This is a genomic window from Methylobacterium sp. SD274 (assembly GCF_017355285.1).
Classification (GTDB): domain Bacteria; phylum Pseudomonadota; class Alphaproteobacteria; order Rhizobiales; family Beijerinckiaceae; genus Methylobacterium.
The window spans coordinates 37,467-58,731 of the sequence record NZ_JADIJP010000003.1; the positions used below are offsets into that span (position 1 = coordinate 37,467).

Here is a 21,265-nt window from a genome sequence, read left to right on the forward strand (position 1 = left end):
GTCACCCGAAACCTGCCACAGGACGGCAATCCGTGACGAGGAAAATCTTATCCGCCCACGCCCACGGCGAGCCCGGCCAGCATGGCGATGCCGAGCACGAGGACGAAAGCGCCGGCCAGCAGTTCGAGCCCCCCTACGGCGATGGCCCCCGTGGACCCGCGCCCTCCCGCGAGACGCAGGGCCAGGGCCTTGGCGAAGACCGCCAGGCTCGCCAGCACCCCGGTGGTCAGGGCCGTGCCCAGGGCCATGGCGAACGTCGCCGCGATGCCCGCCGCCAGAATGCCCTGCGACGCGGAGAAGACCAGGATCAGGATCGCGCCGGCGCAGGGGCGTGAGCCGGCCGCCAGCACGACGCCCGCCCGCTCGCGCCAGGAATCGAGGCGGCCGATGGCGGTGGCGTCGCTGAGGTGGACATGCCCGCAACCGGGCGCGCAGGCGGCCGCGTTACCGCCGTGGACGAGTCCCGCCAGTCGTCCGGCCTTCCGCCACGTCACCGTGAGGCCGAGGAGGGCCACGAGGGCGAAGCTCACCGTCTCGATCACCGTGCCGGCCCGCGTCATCCCGGCGGCGGTGGCGTTGAGGAGGAGGTTGCCGATGGCAACGATGGCGATGGCGACGAGGGCCTGTAGCAGGGCCGCGGCGGTGCTGAGCGAGAAGCCGCGCGCCAGCGCCCGCTCCCCGGCCATGATGTAGCCGGCGATCACCGCCTTGCCATGGCCCGGTCCAGCGGCGTGGAACACGCCGTAGCTGAAACCGATGAGGATCATGGGCCCCCAGCTTCCGCCCTGCTTGATGGCGGCGACGGTGGCTTGCAGGCTGCGCGAGAAGCTCGATTGCATGGCGAGCAGCCAGCCGCCGATCCCGGTTGCCGAGGGCGCCGCCTCGCGAAATCCCACGCCAAATGGGGAGCGCGGCGGCGGTGGAGCCACGCTGGAGCCGAGGAGCCACGACAGCGCCGTGAGGACGAGGGCGACACAGGCGATCGCTGCGAGGGCCAGGGCGATCCGTAAGGCGATCCGGCCGCGCGGATGATCGGCCCATGCGGCGGCCACGCCTACGGACATGCGACGATGATCCGGTTCGCGAACTGGACGCCGTAACTCGAGGCGTTGGTCAGCGCTTCGAAGAACGCTTCCGACAGACCCGGCTTGGCATCGGCAGTCTTGGCATCGGCGGTCTTCGCCTGCTCGGATTTGGGCCGCGTGATCGTGGCGGCGCAACCGGCCGGCGAGCCGACGAGGCGCGCGGTGTCCGCATCCTCCGAGAGGCTGAACGCGACGAAATAGGTCGGATCGAAGACTTCCAACGCCGCGACTCCGCGCCCCTGCGCCACCGGCGATTTCAGCGGCAGAAGAAAGCTGAGGGTCAGCCTGTCGCCGTCCATTCTCATGCTCGGCTCGATCGGATCGGCGAAGGTCTGCTCCTTGCCGCCGATCTTGAGCTTCGTGAAATAGGCGAATTCCGCGAGATTGGCGGTGTTGTCCGTGGCGAGGCCCGCGAGTTCGTCGGGGGAGACCGTGCCGTCGCCGTTCGCATCGAGCCCCTGGATCGCCGAGGCCGAGTAGCTCGCATCGAAGGTCCAGGCGTGACGAATGCCCGTCACCTTGCCGCCCTCGCCGTAATCGATCTCCGCCTTCGACGTTACCCAGACATGCGGATGGGCCGATGCCGGAGCGGCAGCCCCGAGGCTGAGGGCGAGCGCCGCCAAAGAGGACGCGACGAAGGAGCGAGCGGAGAGGAGAGCGGTCGGCGAAGCCATGCTGGACGCTCGCGAGTCAGGGTAAAGAAAGTCTGAACGGGTGCTGCGACGGGGGCCGGGAGTCCGGCCGCCGCCTCGATCTCCTCCGATTTCAGTGGGGCGAAAGCGAGGCGCGACCTTCCGTCAAGCGGCCCGGACGCTGGCGAGAAACCCCGCAATGCTTTCGTCGAGGGCGAGGCTCGCCGCCGCCACGCGGCCGGCGACACTCCTCACCGATTCGGCGGCCTGTGCGCTGGACGCGGCGGCTTCCTCGACCGTGGCGATGCCGCCGGACACGGCGTCGGCGCTGGCTTCGGCATCGGCGACACTGTCGGCGACGCGAGCGCCCGCGATCCGCTGAGCCTCGAGAGCGAGGGCAACGGCCGCATCTGCGCCCGCCATCTGATCCATCGTTCCACCGATCGCTTCGACCGCCCGGAGCGTGTCCTGAGCCGCGCCCCGCATCGCCTCGATCTGTCCTTTGATCGCCTCGGTGGCACCGGCCGTCTGGGCGGCGAGTGCCTTCACCTCGCCGGCGACAACCGCGAAGCCCCGTCCGGCCTCACCCGCGCGCGCGGCCTCGATCGTGGCATTGAGGGCCAGGAGATTGGTCTGCGCGGCGACGGTGGCGATGGTCTCGACCACGGTGCCGATCTCGCGCCCCGCTTCGGTGAGGAGGGCGGCGGCGCGGCGCGTCGCGGTGACCTCGCGGTGTGCCAGGGCGCCCAAACCGTCGCGGATCCGCGATTGCCGGTCGATCGCCTCGCCACCACCCGCGACATCCGCACTGGCTGCCGCGGCCCTGCGCACCTGTTGCCCCGCACCGGCCGCACCTTCCGAGACGATGGTGGTCTGATCCCGCGTGAGCCGCACGGCGTCCGACACCGCCTCCGCCGCGCCCGCCATGGCAGTGGCGGCGCTCGACAGATCCTGCGCCACCCGCTGAGCTTCCTCCTCGAAGGCCTGAGCGGCTGCCTCAAGGCGCGCGGCCCGCTCGGCTTCGAGAGCGGAATGAGCGAGCGCACGCGCATCGCCTTCGACCTTGTCGACGATGACGGTCCGCAGCACCGCAATGGAGCGGGCCATGGTTCCGATCTCGTCGCGTCGTTCCAGCAACGGGATGGCCCGGGTGAGATCCATGGCCGCAAGGGCATCGATCGCCGATCCGAGGCGGGCCAGCGGCTGGCGGATCTCCTTGAGGACGAGCCAGAGTGCGAAACCGAAGGTGAAGAGGATCACCGCCCCGGAGGCCACGAGGCTGATGATGCGGGTCTGCTCGATCTCCGCCACGGTCTCCGCGCGTTCGCTGCCGAGACGCGTGAGCGTGTCCTTGCCGATGCGTGTGATCGCGGACACCATCCTGGCGCGGCTCGCCACGGTGGCCTCGTCGGTGCCCTGGATGAGCGCGGCCTTCGGTGAGATGGTGAGGCCGAGTTCCGCCGTATCGGTCTGATAAGCCAGGAACTCCTTCAGCATCAGATCGAGCTTGAGGCGATCCGCATCGGGAACCTGCCCGGCGATCCGGCTCAGGAACACGTCCTTCTGCTCGCCGACTTCGGCGAGGGCGGTTTTGAGGCCACCGAACTTGGTCTTGGCGTCATCGGTATCGTCCGCCGTGTAGACCGCGCCCGCCGCCACCACCGTCCGTTCGATGGCGAGGGCGAGGCTTTGCGCCGCCAGGGCCTGTTCCCAGACCGAGTCCATTTCGGCCGCCCGCGCCTGCTGATGCAGCACCACGCGGTCGTTGAACAGGGACAGGGCGCAGGCACCGAGTGCCAGAAGCCCCATCACCGCCGCGAGTTTGTTGCCGAGGGAAAGGCGCATCGATGTGTTCCGTCATCTAAAGCTATCGTGAAGCTGATGACGCCCGAACCTTGCCGGGAGTTTAAATCGAGGCGGCTAACAAATTGAAAGTATTGGATTAAACGCCCGGGGCCGTCCGTGAGGGAGCGTCCCCAGGCATCGATGGATACGGATGACCGAGGAAAGGGCCGTTCAGTAGGCTGTCGAATCGGCCGAGGCGACATCAACCCTGTCGCCGGTACGCGAGAAGGCGATGGTGGTCTCGCGTCCGTCGGAGCCAAGCGTGCCCGGCACCGAAAGGTGGACGGTCTGTTCGGGATTCAGGGTCGTCACGAGGCGGATGACCTGGGGCAGATCATGGCCGGAATTGACGCTGGCGAGGGTGGCGACCACGCGGTAGCGGCCATTCTCGACGGTGTAATAGGCCGAACCTCGATAGGTGCCGAGGTCGACGCTCTGGGCGCTCGCGGGCGAAAGCTCGGCCGCCTGGGAGGCCGTAGCGGAGGCGAGGGTGAGCGCGGCGGCGAGGAGGGCTTTGGACGAGATGCGCATGATGAGGGAACCTGTGCGGTTACTGTCCGCCGGGAGTGCCCGTTCGGAGAGCCGGTTGCACCGGGAGACCGACATATGCCGATTTTATGCTGCGCTGCGAAGAGACGAATGTTGCAGTGCGTCAATGCTTGAATTGCATGACTCGGCAAAAAATATCTCGATGCATGTCAAAATTACATAGGTCGAAAGTGTGAGCGATCGAAGCCGCTACTCTTCAGCCAGGATATGTTCGTTAAGGCGCGAGGCGATCCCGTCCGCGCTTGAGGTAAAAGCATCCTATGCTGCAATGCAGCACGAGAGCTCTATCAGTCGCGCCGCGTGAGGGCAGCGATCTCGGCTTCTTCCGCTGGACTCAGCTTGGTCTCGTGATCCGCGCGCCGGCGGGACAGACGCCAGAGGCCGAAAACCCCGAGGCCGAGGGCCATCAGGGGCGTCAGCCAAAGCAGCAACGTGTGCAGGGCAAGGACCGGGCGCAGCAGGACATACTCGCCATAGCGGCCGACGACGTAATCCTGCACCTGCCTGTCGTCGTCGCCCGCCTTGAGCCGCTCGCGCACGATCAACCGCAGGTCGCGCGCCAGGGGCGCGTCGGAATCGTCGATGGACTGGTTCTGGCAGACGAGGCAGCGCAGGCCCGAGGAGATATCTCGCGCCCGCGCTTCGAGCTTCGCGTCCGGCAGGACTTCGTCCGGCTGGACGGCCAGGGTGGTGCCCGTCGAGCCGGCGAGAAGCGCCAGGGCGACGAGCAGGCGGGAAAGACGAGCCGCGCTCATTCGGCGGGGGCCATGGTGCCGGGCATGGTCTTGGCCTTCTCCTTGGCCCGTGCGGGCGCTCCCACCCGCATCCTGCGGTCGGTGAGGGACACCGCCCCGCCCAGCGCCATGACGACGGAACCGAGCCAGATCAGCAGCACCAGGGGCTTGTAGTAGAGCCGCAGGCCGATGGCCCCGCCGGGGACCATCTCGCCGAGGCTGGCATAGACCTGACTGACCCCGACGGTGAGCAACCCGGATTCCGTCACGTTCATCTTGCGGCTGGGATAGAAGCGCTTGCCCGTCTCCACGGTGCCGATGAAGTCACCGGCCGTGTTGCGGATGGTGAGGAAGGCCGTCGTCTCCTCGTAATTCTCGCCCGTTCGCGGGCCGACCCGGTCGAGGGTCGCCACGTAGGGGCCGGAGGTGAGGGACTCGCCCGGCTTCACCGTGCTCAGGGCCTCCGTGGCCCAACCCTGCGCCGCGATGCCCAGAACCACGATTCCGACGCCCGCATGGGCCAGCGCGGTCCCCCAGGCCGAGCGCGGCAGGCCGATGGCCCGTCGCATGACGGCGCTGACCGTCCGTGCCCGGCTGTTGCCGTAGCCGCGGGCCCGCGACACGATCTCCATGGCCGAGCCGACGACCAGGTAGGCACCGAGGCCGATGCCGATGGGCGCCATCATCGGGCCGCCCCAGGTCCAGGCGAGCACGGCGAGGCCGACGGCGAGGGCGACACCCATGGCGGCGAACAGGCGCTGCGAGGCCGCGTGCACGTCGCCGCGCTTCCAGGCCAGGGTCTGGCCGAAGGGGACGATGAGGAGGAGCGGAATCGCCAGCGGGATGAAGGTGTAGTTGAAGAAGGGCGGCCCCACCGAGATCTTCTCGGAGGTCAGGGATTCGAGCAGCAGCGGGTAGAGCGTGCCGACGAAGACGGTGGCGCAGGCGGCGGCGAGGAACAGGTTGTTCATCACCAGGGCGCCCTCGCGCGAGATCGGCGCGAACAGGCCGCCCTGCCGCAGCATCGGCGCCCGCCAGGCGAAGAGGCTGAGCGAGCCGCCGATGAACAGGATCAGGATGGCGAGGATGAAGACGCCGCGCGTCGGGTCGGTGGCGAAGGAATGCACCGAGGTGAGGACGCCCGAGCGGACGATGAAGGTGCCGAGCAGCGACAGCGAGAAGGTGAGGATGGCGAGCAGCACCGTCCAGACCTTGAGCGCGTCGCGCTTCTCCATGACCACGGTGGAATGGAGCAGCGCCGTGCCCGCGAGCCAGGGCATCAGCGAGGCGTTCTCCACCGGATCCCAGAACCACCAGCCGCCCCAGCCGAGTTCGTAATAGGCCCAGTACGAGCCCATCGCGATGCCGAGGGTCAGGAAGCTCCAGGCGATCAGCGTCCAGGGGCGCACGGCGCGGGCCCAGACCGCGTCGATGCGGCCGTCGATCAGCGCCGCGATGGCGAAGGCGAAGGTGATCGAGAAGCCGACATAGCCGACGTAGAGAAGGGGCGGATGGATCGCGAGGCCGAAATCCTGCAGCAGCGGATTGAGGTCGTTGCCCTCGATCGGCGCTGGGCTCACCCGCATGAACGGGTTCGAGGTCGTGATGATGAACAGCACGAAAACGAAGGTGACGAGACCCTGGACCGCCAGGGTGTTGGCGCGGAGCACCGGCGGAACCGAGTTCCGGGACACCGCGACCAGGGCGCCGAACAGGGCCAGGATGAGGACCCAGAGCAGCATCGAGCCCTCATGGTTCCCCCACACGCCCGAGAGCTTGTAGAGGAAGGGCTTGGCCGTGTGCGAGTTCTCGATCACGTTCTGGACCGAGAAGTCCGACGTGGCATGCGCGTAGGTGAGTGCCCCGAACGAGAACAGGATGCAGGCGAAGGTGCCGAGCGCCGCCGGAGTGGCCACGGCGCGCAGGGCCGCGTCCCCCGAGCGGGCGGCCCAGACCGGCATCACCGCCTGGACCAGGGAAAGCGCCAGCGCCAATGCCAGCGCGAAATGTCCGACTTCGATCAGCACGTCGGATTGTCCTTCCTCAGGGTCATACCGGTCATCGTTCGCTGCGTCGTCCGAGCGTCGGCTCGCCGTCGGCGGTCTTCACGCCCTCGGCGGCTTTCCCGGCGGGGGCTGCCTTGGAGCCGCCCTCCTGCCACCGCCCCTGCGCCTTGAGCGCATCGGCGACCTCGCGGGGCATGTAGGATTCGTCGTGCTTGGCCAGCACGGTGTCGGCGCGGAAGATGCCGCCCGGCTCGAGCCGCCCTTCGGCGACGATCCCCTGGCCCTCGCGGAACAGGTCGGGAAGCAATCCGCGATACTGCACCTGGACCGTCGCGTTGGTGTCGGTCACGGCGAAATCGATGTTCTGGTCCGGGCCGCGCTGGAGCGAGCCTTCCTTGACCAGTCCGCCGAGGCGGAAGCGGGTGCCCGGCGCCACGCCCTGCGCGGTCACCTCGGTGGGTGACCGGAAGAACACGATCGACCCGCTCATGGCGGACAGGATCAGGCCGAGGGCCAGCGCGAGCACGGCACCGCAGGCGGCGATCAGGATCAGGCGGCGGCTCTTGCGAGTCACAAGTTTCGTCCCGTTTCTGTTCCGGCGCCTCGTGAACGGGCGCTCGGTCGGCGCGGAAGGGCAGATCCGGCTGTCCTGTCGTCTGGCCAGTGGTCCGGTATAATTTAGGTTTCTGGCGTAACTCGGGTTTCGGCCCCATGACAGTCCGGGTCAAGGGCCGTGGCCGGGGCGGATTGTCAGGGGGCGTCCTTCGTCGCAGCCCGGATCACGGCTTGTCGTTGCCTCCGCGCAGGCCGAGTTCCTGGGCCAGGATGTCGAGCTTTTCCATGGCGCGGGCATCCGGGCTGAGGGCCATGCGGCCACGGTCGAGGGCATGGCTCGCCTGCTGGCGTTCACCCAATACGCTGTACGAACGCACGAGACGCAGCCAATCATCCACCGTGCCGCCCTTCGAGGCGAGCCGCCGGTCGAGGCCGGCGACCATGCCGCGGATGGCGGCGTCCCGCTCGGGCGCCGGCATCGCCTTCACGGCAGCCACGGCGGCATCCGTCCCGGCGCGCTCTGCCGCATCGGCGGCGGTCACCGGCGGAGCCGCCGGTGCCGTGGCGAGGCCGAACTCGCGTGCGAGTTCATCGAGCTTGGTCCCGGCGCCAGCTTCGCTGCCGACCGCGTTCCGCGCCCGGTCGAGGGCCGCTTTCATCTTTTCGCGATCTCCCAGCACGCCGTAGGACCGGACGAGGCGGACCCATTCGTCGGCGGTACCTCCCTTCTCGGTCAGGCGCCGGTCGAGCCCGTCGACCATGCCCCGGATCGCCGCGTCGCGATTGGCGGCGGGCATCGCCTGCAGGTCCGCCGCAGCGCTGGAATCGGGAGCCTTGGCGGCAGGACCGGGCTTGGCGGCCGTGGCCGGCGCCTCGCCGTTCAGGCGGGTGAGCGTCTCGCGCACCAGGGGCAGCCAGGGCGCATCGGCCGGGGCGCTCTCCATCAGGGTGGTCAGCTGGCGGACCGCGCCGGGGATGTCGCCCTCGAGTTCGGCGGCGCGCGCAAGGTAGAAACGCGGCTTGGCGGCGCCGGCATCGAGGCTCGCCGCGCGTTCGAAGATTTCCTTCGCCCGGGGCGTCACGGTCCCGTTGGCGCCGGCGACGAGGGCCTCGCCCCAATCGGAGAGGCGCTGCGGCGACTCGCCGAGCAGGCGGGTCGCGGCCTCGTAGGCATGGGCCGCATCGTCGAACCGTCCGAGGCGGACATAGACCGGCGCGAGTACCGACCAGCCGCGGCCGTCGCTCGGATCGCTGGCGAGCCTCGCCTCGATCTGCCCGATGGCCTTCAGCATGTCCTGCCCGCCGGACTGCACCGCCTGCCGGTCGGAGGCCGTCTGGGACGGCATGTGAGGCGAGCCGTAGAGCCCGTAGGCGATGAGCGCCACGAGCGGGATCGTCGACAGTGCGAAGGCCGAGGCCGCGCGGCGCTGGCGCAGGGCGGGCTCGGCCATCCCATCGGAGACGGCTTCGGGGTTCTCCCGGCGGGCACGAAGGAGGCGGCGGGCCGCCTCGGTGCGGGCTGCGTCGGCCTCTGCGGGCGCGATCAGCCCGCGCGTCAGGTCGCGCTCGATCTCGCGGAGCTGGTCCTCATAGAACGCGGTTTCGGTGGACAGCGCTCCGGCCGGAGGCGGGGGAGCGGCCTCCGCCCGCCGTGCCTTGGACCATAGCGACATCGGCCAGAGCAATGCCAGCACGGTGCCCCCCGTCATCACCGCCAAAATGAACCAGATCGCCGTCATCGCACCCCAAACTCGCAGCATCGCATGTAAGCGCCGGACGAGCCTGAACGCAGGGACCGGTTCGGCGACACGGTGTCACGTGAACCTGTGCCGTGTCGGAAGTCGCCGACCCGAGGGGCACGCCCGTCTGAAACACCATTCGGGGCGTTTCGCATAGTCCGGCGCTCATCCGGCGCTGGCATTCGGTGCGTCTCCGGGCACCTCGATCACGGCCCGGACGCCGCCGAGCTGGGCTTCTTCCAGGCGGAAACGGCCACGATAGAGGGCCGCCAGATCGGCCACGATGGAGAGGCCGAGGCCCGAGCCGGGTTTGGTCTCGTCGAGCCTCTGTCCACGGCCCAGCACCGCCGCCCGGTCTTCCGGCTGCAGGCCCGGCCCGTCATCCTCGATGGAGACGAGAAGGTGGGGATAATGGTGCTCGCTCACCGTTTCCGCCCGGATCGAGACGCGGCTGCGCGCCCATTTCGAGGCGTTGTCGACGAGGTTGCCGATCATCTCCTCGAAATCCTGGCGCTCGCCGCGAAAGCGCAGACCCGGCGGGACATGGACCTCGTAGGCGATGTCCTTGTCGCGGTAGATCTTGCCGAAAGTGCGCACGAGGCCTGCGAGCGCCGGCTCCACCTCGGTGGAGGTGCCGAGGGTGCCGGCCAAAGCCGCCGCCCGCGCCCGGTCGAGATGATAGTTCACCTGGTCGCGCATCACCGCCGCCTGCTCGCGGATCTTCGCGGCGAGGTCGTCCGACGCGTCGCTGGCGCCGACCTCGTTGACGATGATCGATAGCGGCGTCTTCAGGGCGTGCGCGAGGTTGCCCACCTGCGTGCGTGCCCGCTCCAGGATCTCGCGGTTGGTCTCGATCAGCAGGTTCACCTCGCCGGCGAGAGGGGCGATGTCGCGGGGATACTCGCCGCCGATCCGGTCGGCCTCGCCCCGGCGGATCGCGCCGAGGGCCGTGCGGAGCTTGGCCAGGGGCGCCAGGCCGAAGCGGATCTGCAGCAGCGTCGTCAGCGCCAGGAACAGGCCGAGCAGGCCGAACGTCACCATCAGCGAGAAGCGGAAGCGGCCGACATCGTTCTCGATCTCGTCGGCGGGGCCGGCGACGCGCACGGTGTAGCGTCCCTCCTCGCCGAGATCGACGTCGCGCTCGATGATGCGTAGCGGCCGGTCGTCCTGGGCCTTGCCGTAGCCCTGGCGGATCTGGCCGATCCCGGCATTGTTGTCCGGCGTGCCGGCCGGCTTCAGCGGCACGCCGACGAGGGAGCGCGAGGTGCGCAGGTCGCGCGGGCGCGCATCCGGCCGCCCCACCTGCCAGTACCAGCCCGAGAGGGGCAGGTCGAAACGCGGGTCGCTCAGGTTGAAGGAGCGGCTCTCGGGATCGTTGGGGGAGACGAGATCGGTGGCGAGGTTGTTGGCATAGACGAGGAGCCGGCTGTCGAAGGAGCGCTCGGTGTTCTCACGGTAGAGCGTGGTGAGGATCCAGGCCGCGATCAGCAGGATCGCCGAACTCGCGATCAGAGCCGAGCCCGCCAGACGCACGGCGATGGAGCGCCGCCGGAACGGCAGCCAGGAGGGAAAGGCGATCACACTCGTCTCGTCGTCATGATGGGGCGGCGGTCTCGCTCTGGTTGAAAGACGTGTCGTACCGTCTGTACCATCATCCGAATGGAGATGCGGCGATGGCCTTCGACATCGATGATCCCGAGACCGAACTGCTTGTGAGAACCCTGGCGGAGCGCTGGGGCGTTTCGTCCGACGAGGCGATCAGGCGTGCGGTTGCCCGCGAGTTACAAGAGACGTCACCGCAAGAGACGTCACGGATCCAGGGTCGGACCGTCGCCGAACTCGCCGATAGCGGAGAGGGCGTCGTGCGGCCCGGCGGATTGGACCGGCCGCGATGAGGCCGTTGGTGCCGAAGCAGGGCTGCCCGGCCGCTCGAACAGGCGGTTGTCCCACCAGCATGGCTGATGAAGCCCCACCGTAATGCTGCCGAAATCCGGATGGTCCGGGTTGATGAGGATATTGGTGCTCACGCGCGCCACGACGCTCGGGACGAACAGAAGCAGCGACCGGCGAGAGCGGTGCCAAGTTTCGCCGAAGGTCCGCGACGCGTTGCAATCGGGATGATCCCATCCCGGCACCGCAGGTTGGGACAGCACCTCGTAGGAGAGACCGGCCGACAGGAGGATCTCGACGTAGTGCTGGTTGGGTGGAAGCCGTCCGCTGCCGTGGACGAGCTTTTCGAGCATGGATGTGGAGTAGTCGGCCGACGCATAGATCATCGGGCTTGCCGGTGTGTTCCATCGGCCGGGGAAAAGGCGTGACCCCGTCGGATCGAAGATTGCGTGCTCGCCGTCGGGATCCCCGATTCGATAGGCCTTCTGTGCCTGCGCGAGCGTCTGACCGCTCACGCAGCGGAGCCATATTTGAGCCGGCCGAGGACGGCCTCCACGCGTGGTCCGCCGAATTCGGATTCCAGCGCGACTTCGAGGGGCGGCCGGTTTTCGAGGAGAGGATGAGGGCGGTGTAGGAAGTCCCGCGCGGCGTCATCCGATTTCCAGACATCACGGGCCATCGCCCAGACCTTCGCCAGACGCACCACCTTCGCACTCTCATGCGGGGTCAGCCTCGCCTTCGCCTCGGCGCGGCGGCGGTTGAGCGTAGCGCGTGCCACGAAGTTGAAGGCGAATGTCCGATCGTCGGGAGCGACAGCGGAGGCGAGCCGATCGACGGAAGCCACCGGCAACCCCGCCGTGACCTGCGCGATGACATTCGCGTCCGTGCTTTCGCCGGACCTCGGTCCCTCGAATCCCAGAACGTCGGCGACGGCTACTCCGCTGGGCATGTCGTAGCTCGCCATGTCTTGCTCCCATCTCAATTGAGCTGATTATAAGGCTCATGTGAGATAGTGGCAAGAGAAGCCGAAGTTCTACCCCCCTACACCCGCGGCGCGGGCTGGTTCGGGTCGACGAGGTAGCCGAGGCCGCGCACGGTCTGGATCAGGTCCACCGCGAGCTTCTTGCGGAGACGCCCGACGAAGACCTCGATCGTGTTGGAATCCCTGTCGAAATCCTGGTCGTAGAGGTGCTCCGTCAACTCGGCGCGGGAAACCACGCGGCCGGTATGGTGCATCAGGTAGGCGAGCAGGCGGTATTCGTGGCTCGTGAGCTTGATCGGGTTGCCGTCCACATAGACGCGGCCCGAGCGGGTATCGAGCACGACGGGCCCGCAGGAGATCTGGCTCGTGGCGTGGCCGGTGGCGCGGCGCAGGAGCGCGCGTACGCGCGCCATCAGCTCCTCCATGTGGAAGGGCTTGGTCACGTAATCGTCGGCCCCGGCATCGAACCCGTCGACCTTGTCCGACCAGCGGTCGCGGGCGGTGAGGATGATGACCGGCGTCTTGATGCCGGCGCGGCGCCATTTCTGCAGCACGGTGACGCCGTCCGCCTTTGGCAGGCCCATGTCGAGGATGATCGCGTCGTACGGTTCGCTCTCGCCGAGATAGGCGCCCTCTTCGCCATCGAAGGCCTTGTCGGCGACGTAGCCGGCCTCCTCGAGCGCGCTGACCACTTGCCGGTTGATGTCCCGGTCATCCTCGACGACGAGCAGACGCACTGCGATTCACTCCCAAGATGAGGCGGCGGTGAAGCCCCCGTCGCGGAGAACGATAGGCGCCCCCGCCTTTATTTGCCGATAACCCGTCCGGTGGTGGCATCCACCAACACGTGGACGAACTGTCCGTCCCGGCGCAAGGCCGTCAGGAGATAGGCGAGGCCCTCCCCGTGCCGGCAGAGCCGGGCGCGCTGGATCTCGGCCCGGGAGATCACCGTCCTGGCGGCGCGGATCGCGGCCACCGGCTCGATCACCCGCTTGTCCGCCACCGCCTCGCGCAGGTCCGCCGGGCTGAGACAGCTCTCGCTCGGCGGGACCACGTGCATCGGCGCCGAGACCTCGGCCGTACCGGGCGTCATCGTCTCTTCCGCCAGCGTGCGAATCGGCCCCGTCGCGAAAGCCGCGACGGTCAGGCCGATGAACAGCAGGGCGAGGAGGATGCGCATGGGATGAGTCAATGGTCTTCGGGCACTGAATGCGCCCTGAATGCGGGTTCGGCCGGGCCCCGATCCCGAAGGATCGGATCGTGGCGCGGCGGGATGAGAGCGGGCAAGCCGATCGTGCCCACTCCGGTTCCCGAAACGGGCGGTCACGAGCGGCCTTCGCCGTGGAGAACCGGAGGTTGCAGGCTCGCCCGCAAGGCGATGCCGAGGAGGCGGTGGCAATCGACCTGCTCAAGGGCGGCCCTGCGCAGGTCGGTCATCGAGAGCTCGAATCCGGTCTCCGCCGCCCGGAGGCGCCCGGAGGCGGCGCGCAGGCGTGGGGAGGGCGGGAAGAAGCGGGCGAGACGGTTCATCGGGGTGATCTCCTACCACGGGCAAGGGGCACGAGGCGCGATGAGCGCCGCGCGGAGGGGAAAGCCTGGGCGTCATCGGCCCTCGTGGCGGGGTTCCGAGAGGCGGCGCAGGATCTCGTCGAACTTCTCCCGCGCACGCTCGTCGCCGCGATCGACACCGCGCGAGATCTCGCCGGCCAGCCGGGACAGGTCCTCGAGCACGCGCGTGCGGCTCTCGATGGCCAGAGCCACGGCCGAGTTCGCCTGCGAGGCCCGTTCCAGAGCCGTCGCCGTGGCGCCGGCCTCGCCGATCCGGGCTTCCTGCGCCCGGCCCACCTCCCGGTAGAGATGCAGGCAGGCGAAGCCGAGAAGGGCGGCGACGATCCAGCCCGCGCCCTCCTCCGAGAACAGCAGTCGGGCGGCTTCGAGTGCGATCCTGTCCATGGGAATCTCCCCTCCGCTGCCCCGAATGGGCTCACCCATCTGCTCGACGGCTGTTCGCTCTTTCCAAGCAGGTCCGCGACCTAAGGCGCGCCGGGTGCCCTCTCCTTCCAGGCAGGGCGACCGCATATGCCGATTTGCCTGTTAGAAACCCGCTGGCACCACCCCGTCATCCCGGGTCCGCGCAGCGGAGCCCGGGATCCAGAAACACAAGTGGTGCAGGACTTTACACTGTCGGCGGCTCTGGATTGCACGCCTCTAGCGCGGCCCTCCGGGTCCGGGCTCGCCTGTGGCGACCCGGAATGACGGCGTGGTATCATATGCCATCGCCCTGCCTTCCAGGAGAGGGCTCGCCAGCACAGCCCGCGAGATGTGCGGATGTCGTAGCCCTCGGTCCACGGAACGCAGCTCAGACCGGGGACACCGTGCCCTGTCTCGCCCGCAGGGCGTCGAGGGCGGGGGGCAGGGTGTTGCCCGTCGTGGCCTCCTCATCGAGGGGCAGGCTGCGGAAGACCTTCTCCGCGAGCCCCTCCGCCCCGCCCGCCGCCGTCACCAGCCAGGCCGGCGCCTGGTCGAGGGCCCGTTGAACCGCGCGCGCGATCACGGCCGAGCCCACCGGCACCGACAAGGTCCGCCCGCGTACGGCGCCGGTTACGGCATTGATCGCGTAATCGCCGACATTGCGCACGAGACGCTCGACCAGGGTGGTCGTGATCAGGACCTGCAACGGGCCGGCGATCCGCGCCAATGCGGCGGTCGCCGCGGTGATCGCCAGGGGCACCAGGAAGGCGGTGACGATCTGGGCGAGGGCGATCGCGGCATCGCCCCAGGGCAGGAGGATGGCGGTTTCCGCCGTCGCCGCCATGCAGGGCGAGGCGGCGCAGGAGGAGAGCAGCACGGCAAGGCCGCCGAGGACGAGGAACGAGGGTTTCATGACGATCTCCGGGATGCGGCAGGGGGAGCGGGCTTTTCGGGATCAGGCCCCTGGGCCGAACAGGGCCCGGAGGGACGCCGTGAACTGAGCCCAGGCACTGGCGGGCGCGACGCTGCGCTGCGGCGGCGCGGTCCGAATCGAGGGCGTGCGGGGGAGGGGGCGGCGCTCGGAGCCGACGGCCGGGCCCGTCACGAGTCCCGGCCCCGCTTCGGGTTGCTCCCGCGCCGGGCTCGCGGGCAATGCGGTCGTCTCGGCCGGGCGCGGGATGACGGCGGGATCGGTGGAGCGGGCGCGCGGCAGGGAGGTCGCGTAGGGCGTGCGGAACTGGTCGTATTCGGCCCTCCGGCGCGGGATCAGGGAGGCAGGCCGGTTCCACATCAGGATCGCCTCGGCGGCCCCCGCGCGGTCCCCGGCCTTCAGGCGGCGCACGACGGTCGAGCGCCGGAACGCGCCTTCGCCGATGTTGAAGCAGAGGGAGACCAGGGCGTCGAAGGCATGGTCGGGCAGATCGCTTGGCACCACCGCCGCGACGGTGCGCACGAAGCGGCCGACATCGCGGGCGAAGACGGCGTCGCATTCCGCCGCCGTCAGACGCAGGCCCTGGGTCACCACGGGCGGCCCCGCCGCGCTGGTATGGCCGATTCCGATGGTCCAGATGCCGACGGAATCGCGATAGGCGTCGAGGCGGCGGCCTTCGCGGGCGACGAGCACGGCACTACCGATGGCGCTGAGGTCCATGGTTCACTCCGGGTCTGGAACGGGGGAGAGGCGTCGTCCGGCGACGCGCGATCCGGGAGGGCACCGCCTCCCGGGCGGTTCAGGGCACGGAGAGGCCCCAGAACGTCGTGTCGGCGGCGAGGATGCCGCCCTCGGCGCCGGTGAACTGCGCGAACACCTCCACGGTGTCGCCCGCCGCCAGGGCGAGGGTCGCCGTGAGAGCGAGGGTCGAGACGCCGTCGACCAGGCCGGTCACGCCCGCCCGGTGGCGCGGGGACGCCGCGCCGTTGCGGTAGAGCCGGGCCTGGAGCGCGGTGGGCGCGGCGTTGCCGCTCTTGCGGAAGGCGAGGCCCGCGCCGAACGTGTAGGTGCCGGCCTCGGGGGCGACGAACCGGTTCGTCGCGGGCACGAACGCGCCCTGGTCGTTCACCTCGGCGGTGTTGAACGCCACCTTCGCCCAGGCGCCCGCCGGAATCGTCATGTCGGCGGCCATGGCGGCTGCGAACCGGGGCAGGTCGGTGAGGCGGGACCAGCGCGTCCCGTCATAGACCTTGAACGCGGTGGCGGTGCCGTCGAACAGGATCTGCCCGGGTGCGAGCCCTGCGCTCGGCGTGCCGGTGCGGGGGATGAGTTCGAGGGCGCCGTTGCCCCTGAACTTGACCACGGACCGGCGTGACCTCGTGCCGATGTCCGTCGTCTGGAAATCGACGAACGTGCCCTGCGCCGTGGCGGTGAAATCCTCTTCGGCGACACCGTTGAAGGTGACCATGTTGCCGGAGAACCCGCCCGCCGCATGGTAGCCACGGCCGAAGAAACCGAAGAACCGGTCTCCCGCGAGGATGCCCGTCGGGGCGGCCGGGGTGCCGCGGGCGATGCGCGTCGTGATGTTCACCACCGGCGCGCCCGGGCTGTAGCATTCGAGCTGGATCAGGGCGGCACTCGACGAGCCCGAGACGGAGACCGGAGCACCCGGCACCGGGCCGCCCGGCGACGCAGCCGAGCCGAAACCGACGAAGCCGTTATTCGCCTGGGCCCGCCAGGCATGGGCCCAGTTCGTCCCATCCGCCGAGACTTTCACGGACAGGCCATCGTCGGCGATCAGGCCGATCTCGGCGCGCGCCGAGAATCCGGTCTGGAGCAGCAGCGACAGGACGTTGGCCGTGGCCGCCTTGTTCAGGGCGAAGCGCAGGTCGCCGGTGCCGCCCTCCGCCGTGCCGCGCGCCGTCCACAGGGCCTTGTTGAGCTTGGCCGCGAACGGGTTCTCCGCATCCGCCTCGGTGCCGAGGCCGAGCAGGGCGAGGCTCTGCAGGGCCGAGATCGTGCGGGAGAGGGCGATCCAGGCGGCGCCGTCGAAACCATAGAACGCGTCCTCGTCGGCCAGATAGGCGAGCCACCCGGCCCTCGGCGCGAGGCCGTTCCAGACGCCGTCATGGAAATGGACGATGTGGCCGGAGAGGCCGGTCCAGGCGCCGGTGGGCGCGGCGTCGGCGACGAGGTAGCGGTCTCCCTCGGCGGGTGAGGCGGGCGGGGACGTCAGGTCCTTGTCGAGGCAGGCGAGCTGCACGAGCCTGTCGAGCGCCACTAGAGCCTCGTTATGGGTCACGTGCTTTCCCGCCTGCCCCGCCGCGATCAGCGGCAGGGCGAGGTTGGCCGTCATCTGCGACATGGTGGAGCTCCGGATCGGTGGGCGCTCAGGCGGAGCGCACGGGCAGGATGGCGCGGCGGCCGGGGCCGGGGCCGGTGAGCGCGCCGATCTGGGCGACGCTCACGTCGAGGTGGGTCTGCGTCGCGCCGAAATCGGCGCTCTCGTCGGAGCCGAGGTAGAGGAGCACCGGCTCGGTCGTCCGAACGGTCCGGAGGGGCGAGCCGTCCGGCGCATGGATCGCGACCTCGTAGGTCTCGCCCGCCTCGTCATGCGGGATCTCCACCGGCTCCCAGCCATCCGCGTCCCGCCGCGCCCGTCGGATCCAGGCGAGCCGGATCCCGTCCGCTTCGCGGCGCGCGGTCAGGTGCACCGGCGCGAGGGGCCGGAGCGGCAGCAGGCCGGCGCTCGCCTGCAGCTCGACATAGCTCGGATCGCCGGGGTCGCGGCCGGCGGGACCGATCCGGTAGCGGAAGGGCCGGCCGGCCTCGTCGAGCCGTTCCACCAGGGGGACGACCGCCCCGTCGTCGAGGCGCACGACGAGGCAGCCGGCCGGATTCGCACGCCGGCTGAGATCCTCGCTCCCCATCAGGCCGCGCAGCAGGCGGCTGAGGCGGTAGGTACCGGGACCGATCAGTTCGGCGCCGGCCGCCGCGATGATCTCGACCCCGCCATCGCTGCCCACCAGGGCGAACAGGTTCCCGCCCGCCAGAACGTCGCTCTCCGCGATGGAGGAGAGGGCGCCGGCATGGCGCAGGCGCAGATCGAGCCGGGTCCCCCGGTCGAAGCGCCAGAGCGGTCCCGGCGGCAGCGGGGTCAGCGTCTCGCCGAGGCAGGCGGGGTAATCGACGATCCGGTGCAGGCCGAGCGGCCCGTCCGTGCCGGCGGAGCGCCAGACGGCCATCTCACCGGGCCAGGGATCGGCCGAGACGGCGAGATATTGGAGGATGGTCGGGCTGCCCCTGTCCACCGGCAGGTCGAGCACGCGGGCGAAGGGGCGCCCGGCCATGGATGGCGGCGGCCTGTGGGATTTCCCGTCGGGGCTGCGATAGGCGTCGCGGCGGAACCCCTGGGCCGGGACCGCACGGGTCTCGATCCGCCGCGCGCCGGCGCTGTCGGCGATGCGCACGATCCGGTGGGGCAGTCGCGCGCCGGGCAGGGCCAGGAGGTCGCCCGGCACCAGGTCGATCCGGCGCGGGCTCACCGCGAAACCCGCGCTGTCGCGCCCGGCAATGGCCATGTCGAGGAGCGCCTCGGCCAGCGCTTCCGCGCTCTCCCGCCGCGTGACGATGGGGGCGTCGGCGCTGCTCTCGCGCCGTCTCAGGCCGGTGGGACGGATCGCCGAGGCGCTGGCTTTCCGGTAATCGGTGCTCTCCCCGTCGCAGAAGCCGAGGGTGAGCGCGCGCGGCAGTTCGGATTCCTCGGCGCGGACGAAGCTGAGCGGCGCCCGGTCCCGCTCGGTGAGCACGAGATCGGCGGCCGCCAGGACGATCGGCCTCTCGCGGCGCGGGCCTTGAATGTCGAGCCTGCCGCCCACCGCCGAGACCGTAGATCTGGGCGAGCGGTTCCAGGGCGCCGCGCGCCGAGATCGGCCGGTCGATGACGTAGCCGTCGAGCCAGGCATCGGCGGCGATCCGGGCCGGCGCGATGATGCCGAGATCGGCGAGAATCGCGCGGATCAGACGGTCGAGCTCCAGCCCCTCGATCCGTCCTGTGATCCAGTGACCCAGGGACCAGTTCTCCGCATCCGCCCAGACCGTGTCGAAATCCGGGAAGGCCGGGAAGGGCCGCGCATCCCAGCACCAGACGAAGACCGACTCGGCGGCGACCATCGGGCCGCCATAGACGGGCGAGACCGGGTTGTGAGCCGGCTCGAAACCAGGCAGCGCCGCATCGAAGCGGGTCAGGATGGCGCTGAGGCCACGGGCCTGGATCAGGTCGTCGCGACGATTGGCCGAGAAGGGCGGCGCGGCGTTCTCGGAGGATTTCGCGTCCGGGAAGACGTTGGGGCCGTTGGTGCCCCTGTCCACGGCGGGCACGCCGATCTCGGTGAGCCAGATCGGCTTGGATCGGGGAATCCAGGCGGTGGTGCCGGTCTCGACCCCGCCGTCGCGTTCGCGATGCGGGTTCGACCACCAGGAGACGAGATCCTTGGCCCGGTAGATCCAGGGCTTGGCCGCCGCGCCGTCGGTGATCGGCGTGCGCCGTTGCGCCCGCCGGTCGGCGTCGTCGGCATAGTACCAATCGAAGGCCTCGCCGGCCCCGAGGCGGCGCTTGAGATAGGCCGTGTCGTAGAGGCTGTCGGTCTCGGCGAGGTCGGCATGGTCCTCGCCGTCGCGCCAGTCGCTGATCGGCGGGTAATAGTCGATGCCTACCGCCGCGATGGCGGGATCGGCGAAGAGCGTGTCGAGGGGGAATCGGACCGTTGCCCCGCCGTCGCGGACATGGGCGCCGTATTCGGTCCAGTCGGCCGCGTAGACCAGGGCCACGCCGGCCCCGAGGCGGGCGCGCACCTCCTGGGCCAGCGCCGTGAACGCCTCCACGGCCGGATAGCGCCCGGCCTCGCCCCGCACGCGGGTGAGGCTCGGGAACTCGCTGCCGATGATGAAGCCGGAGAGCGAAACGCCGTCGGCCGCCCAGCCGGCGGCGAGGTCGGCATAATGGAGAAGGAAACGGCGATAGCCGTCCGGGTTCTGGAAGAAGGCCGCGACCTGCGCGGACGCAGCGGCGGTCCCGTCCGGGCTTCCGGGCTGGCCGGGGGCCGGCGCGCAGGTGATACGGCCCCGCCAGGGATAGGGCGGCTGATGGAGCGCGCCCGCGTCGCGCGGATCGGGCAGGCCGTTGCCGGCGGGCACGTCCATCATCACGAACGGGTAGAGCACGACCTCGAGACCGCGGCGGCGCAACTCGGCGACGAGGCGGCCGAGCCCGGCATCGGAGGGCGTGCCACCATAGGCCGCACCTCCCATGGGCGCGGTCGAGACCGTCTCCACCTCATCGCGGGTCAGCCCGGCGACGCTCCATGTGTCGCCGAGGGTCGCCTTGTCCGGCCGGTCGACCTTTGGCGTCACCGTGCATCGGCCCGCGCGCAGGTCGCTGCCGAACCAGCTCGCCACCACCGAGACGCGGGCGAGGCGCGGGCACAGGGCCTGGAGCGCGTCGAGGGAGGCGGTGACGTCGCTCGCCTCCTGGAACTGGAACCGGTTGGCGGCCCGCGTGGTGCCGAAACCCGCATCCTCGGTGACGAGGCGGGGGTCGAGGCCGAATTCCGTCGAGCCGGGAATGAGGCAGACGGCGCGGACCATCCCGGCGAGCCCGTCCACGGGGCGGATCACCTCGAAGGCCAGCTGCGGCACCCGGTTGCCGAACTCGGTGAGCGCCAGACGCTCGAACACCATATAGGCGAGGCCACGATAGGCCGGTGCTCGGTCCGCGCCCTCCTTGGCGACGATCAACGGATCGGGCGCCTGGTCGGCCCCGCCCCGGTGCAGGCGGAAATTCAGGGTGGTGAGGTCGATCTCGCGGCCATCGGCCCAGACCCGGCGGACATGGGCGATCTCGCCTTCGCACAGCCCCACCGCGAGGTCGGCGAAATACGCATAGGTCGTGGTCACGGTCTTCTGGCCGGCGCCGCCCTTGCCCCCGGACGCGGCGCGCTGGACGCTGGTATTGGCGACCTCCAGCGGGCGCGTCGCCCAGATCAGGGTGCCGCCCACCTTGGCGCGGCCATAGACCCGCTTGATCGGCTCGCCCTCCGTGGAGGACAGCCCGGCCACATCGGTCAGGCGCGGGCCTTCGACGAAGCGCGGCCCGGCCCGCGCTCCGAACAGGGCGCTGTCGATCGCACCACCGGCCACGGCGCCGAGCGTGCCGAGCACGGCCCCGCCGATCGGCCCGCCGAGCGCGGTCCCGAGAGCCGCCCCGGCTGTCTGCAGGATGAGCGTGGCCATGCGGGAGGGCTCCGGGAGGGAGGGGATGTGTTTGCGCGGCCGCTCTCCTTGGCTC

18 protein-coding genes and 2 pseudogenes are annotated in these 21,265 nt (G+C 69.9%); 1 reads left to right on the forward strand and 19 read right to left on the reverse strand.

Features of this window, described 5'->3' with window-relative positions:
* Window positions 1-47: 47 nt before the first annotated feature.
* From IPV08_RS03630 to IPV08_RS03670, 9 genes are all read right to left on the reverse strand, one after another.
* On the reverse strand, window positions 48-1,064 hold the full coding sequence (locus IPV08_RS03630; RefSeq protein ID WP_207410803.1) for a nickel transporter: 1,017 nt from the start codon (window positions 1,062-1,064) through the stop codon (window positions 48-50).
* A complete protein-coding gene (locus IPV08_RS03635; protein WP_207410804.1) occupies window positions 1,055-1,759 on the reverse strand; it encodes a DUF1007 family protein in 705 nt (234 codons plus the stop codon). The genes IPV08_RS03630 and IPV08_RS03635 overlap by 10 nt, the downstream gene beginning before the upstream one ends.
* 123 nt (window positions 1,760-1,882) lie before the next feature.
* Window positions 1,883-3,562: a methyl-accepting chemotaxis protein gene (locus IPV08_RS03640; protein ID WP_207410805.1), complete on the reverse strand. Its 1,680-nt coding sequence runs from the start codon at window positions 3,560-3,562 to the stop codon at window positions 1,883-1,885.
* 171 nt (window positions 3,563-3,733) lie between these two features.
* Window positions 3,734-4,093 (reverse strand): hypothetical protein, encoded by a 360-nt coding sequence (locus IPV08_RS03645; protein WP_207410806.1) that lies wholly within the window; start codon window positions 4,091-4,093, stop codon window positions 3,734-3,736.
* A gap of 305 nt (window positions 4,094-4,398) precedes the next feature.
* Window positions 4,399-4,866: a cytochrome c-type biogenesis protein gene (locus tag IPV08_RS03650; RefSeq protein WP_246747769.1), complete on the reverse strand. Its 468-nt coding sequence runs from the start codon at window positions 4,864-4,866 to the stop codon at window positions 4,399-4,401.
* The gene (locus IPV08_RS03655) at window positions 4,863-6,872 is read right to left on the reverse strand and encodes a heme lyase CcmF/NrfE family subunit (protein ID WP_207410807.1); all 2,010 of its coding nucleotides are present in this window, start codon (window positions 6,870-6,872) and stop codon (window positions 4,863-4,865) included. The genes IPV08_RS03650 and IPV08_RS03655 overlap by 4 nt, the downstream gene beginning before the upstream one ends.
* Before the next feature lie 31 nt (window positions 6,873-6,903).
* A complete protein-coding gene (gene ccmE / locus IPV08_RS03660) occupies window positions 6,904-7,425 on the reverse strand; it encodes a cytochrome c maturation protein CcmE (RefSeq protein ID WP_056426855.1) in 522 nt (173 codons plus the stop codon).
* Between the two features lie 205 nt (window positions 7,426-7,630).
* Window positions 7,631-9,145, reverse strand: coding sequence for a c-type cytochrome biogenesis protein CcmI (gene ccmI, locus IPV08_RS03665; protein WP_207410808.1), 1,515 nt, complete (start codon window positions 9,143-9,145; stop codon window positions 7,631-7,633).
* Between the two features lie 165 nt (window positions 9,146-9,310).
* Entirely contained in the window at window positions 9,311-10,726 is a 1,416-nt protein-coding gene (locus IPV08_RS03670) for an ATP-binding protein (RefSeq protein ID WP_207410809.1), read from the reverse strand.
* Between the two features lie 92 nt (window positions 10,727-10,818).
* Between IPV08_RS03670 and IPV08_RS03675 the strand changes: the two genes are divergently transcribed.
* Window positions 10,819-11,040 carry a type II toxin-antitoxin system VapB family antitoxin gene (locus tag IPV08_RS03675; protein WP_207410810.1) on the forward strand — a complete coding sequence of 74 codons (222 nt, stop codon included), beginning with the start codon at window positions 10,819-10,821 and terminating at the stop codon, window positions 11,038-11,040.
* 36 nt (window positions 11,041-11,076) lie between these two features.
* On the opposite strand, the pseudogene IPV08_RS03680 reads toward IPV08_RS03675, so the two are convergent.
* The 10 genes and pseudogenes from IPV08_RS03680 to IPV08_RS03725 form a co-directional block, all read right to left on the reverse strand.
* Window positions 11,077-11,550, reverse strand: a pseudogene (locus IPV08_RS03680) (RES domain-containing protein); the annotation flags it as partial.
* Entirely contained in the window at window positions 11,547-11,999 is a 453-nt protein-coding gene (locus IPV08_RS03685) for an antitoxin Xre/MbcA/ParS toxin-binding domain-containing protein (RefSeq protein ID WP_207410812.1), read from the reverse strand. The gene IPV08_RS03685 and the pseudogene IPV08_RS03680, both read right to left, overlap by 4 nt.
* Before the next feature lie 77 nt (window positions 12,000-12,076).
* Window positions 12,077-12,754, reverse strand: coding sequence for a response regulator transcription factor (locus IPV08_RS03690; RefSeq protein WP_056143225.1), 678 nt, complete (start codon window positions 12,752-12,754; stop codon window positions 12,077-12,079).
* 68 nt (window positions 12,755-12,822) lie between these two features.
* Window positions 12,823-13,197 carry a PepSY domain-containing protein gene (locus IPV08_RS03695; protein ID WP_056426845.1) on the reverse strand — a complete coding sequence of 125 codons (375 nt, stop codon included), beginning with the start codon at window positions 13,195-13,197 and terminating at the stop codon, window positions 12,823-12,825.
* 143 nt (window positions 13,198-13,340) lie between these two features.
* A complete protein-coding gene (locus IPV08_RS03700; RefSeq protein WP_207410813.1) occupies window positions 13,341-13,547 on the reverse strand; it encodes a hypothetical protein in 207 nt (68 codons plus the stop codon).
* Between the two features lie 72 nt (window positions 13,548-13,619).
* Entirely contained in the window at window positions 13,620-13,970 is a 351-nt protein-coding gene (locus IPV08_RS03705) for a hypothetical protein (RefSeq protein WP_207410814.1), read from the reverse strand.
* 406 nt (window positions 13,971-14,376) lie between these two features.
* Window positions 14,377-14,901, reverse strand: a complete 525-nt coding sequence (locus IPV08_RS03710) for a hypothetical protein (protein ID WP_207410815.1) — start codon at window positions 14,899-14,901, stop codon at window positions 14,377-14,379.
* A gap of 42 nt (window positions 14,902-14,943) precedes the next feature.
* Window positions 14,944-15,639, reverse strand: coding sequence for a lysozyme (locus IPV08_RS03715; RefSeq protein ID WP_207410816.1), 696 nt, complete (start codon window positions 15,637-15,639; stop codon window positions 14,944-14,946).
* A 79-nt stretch (window positions 15,640-15,718) separates the two neighbouring features.
* Window positions 15,719-17,284, reverse strand: a complete 1,566-nt coding sequence (locus IPV08_RS03720; protein ID WP_207410817.1) for a DUF2793 domain-containing protein — start codon at window positions 17,282-17,284, stop codon at window positions 15,719-15,721.
* 25 nt (window positions 17,285-17,309) lie between these two features.
* A pseudogene (locus IPV08_RS03725) lies at window positions 17,310-21,210 on the reverse strand (glycoside hydrolase/phage tail family protein).
* Window positions 21,211-21,265: the final 55 nt, after the last annotated feature.